This is a genomic window from Rhodococcus sp. APC 3903 (genome assembly GCF_030407755.1).
GTDB lineage: Bacteria > Actinomycetota > Actinomycetes > Mycobacteriales > Mycobacteriaceae > Rhodococcus_F > Rhodococcus_F erythropolis.
In genome coordinates this window covers 1-4762 of sequence record NZ_JASDCV010000067.1, presented here as the reverse complement: position 1 = coordinate 4762, position 4762 = coordinate 1, and the positions used below count along the sequence as shown (strand labels likewise).

Below are 4762 nucleotides of genomic sequence, written 5' to 3'. Positions count from 1 at the left end.
CCATAAGCTCGCTACATGCCGAAGCACATGAGACCCGGAACGTGTTCGCTCGGCCCGCGACCAGGCATACCCAGCAACGACAGGTTGCCCGACAGCGACGAGATTCGTTGCAGCCGTGAGATTTGCATTGTGGGCCGAAGCCAGCCGACACGCTCTCGCGTGAGAAAGCGTCGTCCCTGATCCGGAATCGATCGCAACCTCCGTTCGCCAGATCAACGTGGGTCCGGTCGGCCTCTTTCAATTTCGCATGCCTCCGAACGACATCGGCCACCGTGACGTCGCAAAACCGTTGCTATTCAGCATATCCCGAGAGGAATCATCATGACCGGCACAGCAAATGCTCCTGTAGAGCATCAAACCGAGACGTCACCCGGACGTCGATCGGCGCGCCGTAGGGCCCTGATTGCCGGCGCGACAGGCAACATCGTCGAATGGTTCGATTTCACGATCTACGGTTTCACTGCCGCAGTTCTCGCGACAGTGTTCTTCCCTCCGGAGTTCGGCAGTGGCGCACTGCTTGCCACCTTCGCTCTTTACGGAGTCGCATTCTTGGCCAGACCTGCCGGCGGCATATTCTTCGGAAGACTGGGTGACCGCCTCGGCCGACGGAGGTCACTGTCCCTGGCAATTACGCTCATGGGCTGCTCGACAGCGGCTATCGGCCTCCTACCGACATATGCTTCGATCGGTGTCGCAGCACCGCTGTTGCTGCTGCTCTGTCGCTTGGTTCAAGGATTCTCGGCCGGTGGCGAATACACCGGAGCGGCAACCTTCGTCGTCGAGCATGCGCCGTCTCACCGGCGCGGCTTGTACGCAGGGATTATCAGCTCTTCGTCGTTCGTCGGCAGCATCTTGGCCACGGTCACAGTCTTGTCATTCAGCTTGGTCGGCACTGAGTCCTTTGCCGACGGGGGATGGCGTTGGCCGTTCATCATCGGAGGCGTTGTCGCCATGGTGGGACTGTTCATGAGGCTTGCGGTCGAGGAAACTCCGGCTTTCAAGGAAATGAAAGAAAACGATTCCCTTCCAACCCGCCCTCTCACAGATCTGTTCCGCAATCACTGGCGGACTCTGCTCACGTCATTCGTGTATTTCGCCTCGCTCGGTGTCGTTACTCATATGCTGCTCGGCTACATGCCGACATTTCTGATTCTTTCAGCCGACGTTTCGAGCACGGTGGCACTGCTGATGACAACCGGCGCTTTGGTTCTCGCAGTCCCGCTGTTCATCTTCTTCGGCGCCACGGTCGACCGAATCGGCCGGAGACCTCTCGTCAGAATCGGCATGGTGATGTCAGTTTTCGTTTCGGTGCCCAGCTACATGCTCATTGGCACCGGAAACATTTTCGCGATTGCCATTGCACTGGCTGCTCTGGTCATCGCGCTTTCCCTACTCGCGTCCGCTTTGCTCGTAATCCTCGAAATGATGCCGACGCATGCTCGATTCACCGGCACGGCAATCCCCTACAACATCGCATATGCACTCTTTGCAGGAACTGCGCCGCTGGTGTGCGCAGCACTGGTCCACGCCACTGGAAGCGATCTGTCGCCTGCCTTCTACGCGACCGCCATCGCTTTGATCGCACTTCCCATTCTGTGGCGAGGGATTCCGGAATCGAAAAACTGGTCTGCCACGCGGGGCAGCTCGACGAAACATTTCTGACAACGGACGCGCCACGGCCGTGATTTTTTGAGCAGCTGTCGATAGCGTTCCGATGGCCGCCACGAGAGAGTTGAGGACGACGGACACCTCTGGACTTTCAGGTACCAAATCCATTAAGGCAGAGCCGAATCCGAGAAGTCGGGATGCGGGTCTCCAGAGGAAGTCGACGGCGTCAGAATTACCAGAACCCAAGCTCGCCGGATCGAATAGCTGTGCTTTCGGTCCGGCGAAGCCATCAGTAGAAAGAGGGGCCGAAAGTGCCTACCGACAAGACCGATGCAGTTGTGGTCGGAGCTGGAGTGATCGGCAGCTCCATCGCCTACGAACTGGCCGCTCGAGGCTACGAAGTCCTGGTCATCGACAAGTCTGGTGGTCCGGGCTACGGCTCGACCAGTGCATCCAGTGCGGTCATCCGGTTCAACTACTCCACATTCGACGGTATGGCTGCGGCTTGGGAGTCGCTGCATTGCTGGCAAAACTGGAACGAGCATCTCAACGCGACAGTCGACGGCGCGCTTGCGAAGTTTCGGCAATGCGGGATGGCACTGCTCGATGTCGACGTCGCACCCCACGCGCGCACGATTGGACTCTTCGAGAAGATCGGAATCGACTACCAACTGTGGGACGCAACGACACTCGTCGAAAAGATTCCCGGTATCGACGCAGGTAAATACTATCCACCGAAGCCAGTCGACTCGGAGTCCTTCTTCGCAGATGCGGAAACCACGCTCGGCGCGTTGTACACACCGCAGGCGGGGTTCGTCGACGACCCGCAACTGGCAGCCGCGAATCTTGCTGCGGCAGCACGTTCGCACGGTGCGGTTTTCGCATACAACACGCGTGTGGTGGCAGTCGAGCAGTTGCCTGACGGCATCTGGCAGCTAGGGCTCGACGACGGGGAAAGTGTGAAATCCAAGATTGTCGTCAACGCCGCCGGCCCCTGGTCAGGAGCGTTCAACAAGCTCTCGAATGTCGGGTCCGACTTCAAGGTTTCGGTTCGGCCCTTGCGTCAGGAAGTCCATCACGTCACCGCGCCCACTGGGTACAACGAAAACGAGATCCTCGGCCCGATGATCGCCGATTTGGATCTCGGAACCTACATGCGAGCCGAACCTGGAAACGGTTTCCTCGTTGGCGGAACCGAACCGGATTGCGATCCGCTCGAGTGGATCGACGATCCTGATACCGCAAACCCGAATCGCACTGTTGCCCGGTTCGAAGCGCAGGTTTTCCGCGCCGCCAGGCGTTTCCCCACCCTGGAGGTCCCGTCACAACCGAAAGGTATTGCCGGCGTGTACGATGCAGCATCTGACTGGACCCCGATCTACGACAAGACAGACAGGCAAGGTTTCTACGTCGCCATGGGCACCAGCGGGAACCAATTCAAAAATGCGCCCATCGCTGGGCGCCTCATGTCGAGGATCATCGACAAGGTGGAAGCTGGACACGATCACGACGCTGATCCCCTGACCTATGTCGGGATGCACACCGGGCTCGAAATCGACCTCGGCGCATTCTCCCGCCTTCGGGCACCCAATGCCGAGTCGACCGGGACGGTCATGGGTTAGAAGTCTTGTCCGGCTTGGAGAATCGACAGCCTCGACAACTGAATAGACACGGCTGTGGGTGTCCACTACGTGGTGGACACCCACAGCCGACTTCTCCTTCAACGGCGTCTACGGAAAATCGCCCTAGAACGTGTCAGCGGCACATCGTCTCCGGGACGGAGAGCTAACGTGCATGGCAGGTCTTCAAGTAGCTCAGGAACGATGCCTGCAGCCCGGTGACGTGCGTCTCGTGCAACAACGCGGTCGAAACATCCTGCGACCGTCCCTTGCCATGCAACTGCTCCACGACGGCGAGAACGTTGCGTGACAGTCCGCGATAGATCGGAATGGGTCCAGTCAGTTCGGCTTCGTTCAGCGTAACGTGCAGCTGCGGCACAACTGAGCCCACGCCACGCTCGGGCAGTGCCTCGACCAGTGTGTGGATCTGGCTGTCGGTGTTCACAACTCCGGGACTACCCGCACCGAAGGTCGCGAATGGGGGCGCGTCGCGCAGCCATGCGTAGAGGGCGAAAAGGCCTCCGTACGAGTACCCGAAGAGTCCGTGCCCGGACTCGCTGACACGTAGCTCCGACGAGTACAGGCGAGGGTGGAGTTCGTTGGTCAGGAAGTCGAGGAAGACGTCCCCGTGGGTGTCTGCCAGCTCCTCGAGGTAGGCGTCCACGTACTCCTGGGTCATTGCACCCGAGTCGCGAGCAGCGGCAAGAGTAGCCATCATTTCTTCGCCTACCGGTTCCCCAGGCGGCACGAGATCGCGGTTGCGGAGCCGTGCCCAGTTGGCGGCTTCCTCACCGGCATATCCGACACTGACCTGAATGTACGGGGCGACCGTCAGGTACGGGTCTGCCTGCGTGACGATGAGCGGGGCGGTAAGACCTACAGCCCAGTTGCCGTCCATCACGTAGATCAGCGGTAAGGGATCCGTGGAGTCCGCGTAGCCGGGGGGTGTGGTCACCCAGACGCCGTAGCTGTGCCCCGACTTCGCCGTTATTTCGAAGTACTCCGTGTCTGCAAAACATCCGTGCAGCATTGCGCTCATCGAACGTCTCCCTTGACGATATTGCCGGACTTCACGACGAGAGCAGCCATGTCCGGATCGGCGAACACCTTTGCGTCTCGGAGTGGGTCTTGCTGCCAGGCAACCATGTCCGCCTGCATACCGACGCGGATAGTCCCGACGGTTTCCCCGATACCGAGAATGTCGGCATTGACGCTGGTGGCCGAAACGAGTGCATGCATCGGCGACTCCAACTCCGCGCGCAAGCGCAACTCCTCACCTCGGCGCTTTTGGTGCGGCCCGATGAGGTCCGAGCCCAGGCCGATCCTCAGGCCTGCTGCGCGAGAGGCCTCGAGCGCTCTGGCCATGCGTTGACGCACTCCGGATGCACGCTCTCGTATTGCCGGGTCCAGGTCCATGCTTTCGGTGTCCGTCAACTGCTCCACCACGGCGAAGGTGGGGACCAGAGCCACGTCATGCTCTCGCATCAACTGGGCAGTCTCCGCGTCGATGTCGGTGCCGTGTTCCACGCACCGCA

4 protein-coding genes are annotated in these 4762 nt (G+C 59.9%); 2 read left to right on the top strand and 2 right to left on the bottom strand.

Features of this window, described 5'->3' with window-relative positions; translation table 11 throughout:
• Positions 1 to 321: 321 nt before the first annotated feature.
• Both QMA15_RS32425 and QMA15_RS32420 read left to right on the top strand, forming a co-directional pair.
• On the top strand, positions 322 to 1662 hold the full coding sequence (locus tag QMA15_RS32425) for an MFS transporter (protein WP_290289228.1): 1341 nt from the start codon (positions 322 to 324) through the stop codon (positions 1660 to 1662).
• Between the two features lie 257 nt (positions 1663 to 1919).
• Positions 1920 to 3230, top strand: a complete 1311-nt coding sequence (locus QMA15_RS32420; RefSeq protein ID WP_269577608.1) for an FAD-dependent oxidoreductase — start codon at positions 1920 to 1922, stop codon at positions 3228 to 3230.
• Positions 3231 to 3393: 163 nt separating this feature from the next.
• On the opposite strand, the gene QMA15_RS32415 is transcribed toward QMA15_RS32420, so the two are convergent.
• Together QMA15_RS32415 and QMA15_RS32410 are read right to left on the bottom strand one after the other, a co-directional pair.
• The gene (locus QMA15_RS32415; protein WP_269577607.1) at positions 3394 to 4266 is read right to left on the bottom strand and encodes an alpha/beta hydrolase-fold protein; all 873 of its coding nucleotides are present in this window, start codon (positions 4264 to 4266) and stop codon (positions 3394 to 3396) included.
• Positions 4263 to 4762, bottom strand: a 500-nt coding sequence (locus QMA15_RS32410; protein ID WP_290289220.1) for an amidohydrolase family protein, incomplete at its 5' end; no start/stop codon positions are given. The genes QMA15_RS32415 and QMA15_RS32410, both read right to left, overlap by 4 nt.

Coding starts and splice junctions, on each gene's coding strand:
- QMA15_RS32425 (WP_290289228.1), top strand. CDS start 322: ATGACCGGCACAGCAAATGCTCCTGTAGAGCATCAAACCGAGACGTCA.
- QMA15_RS32415 (WP_269577607.1), bottom strand. CDS start 4,266: ATGAGCGCAATGCTGCACGGATGTTTTGCAGACACGGAGTACTTCGAA.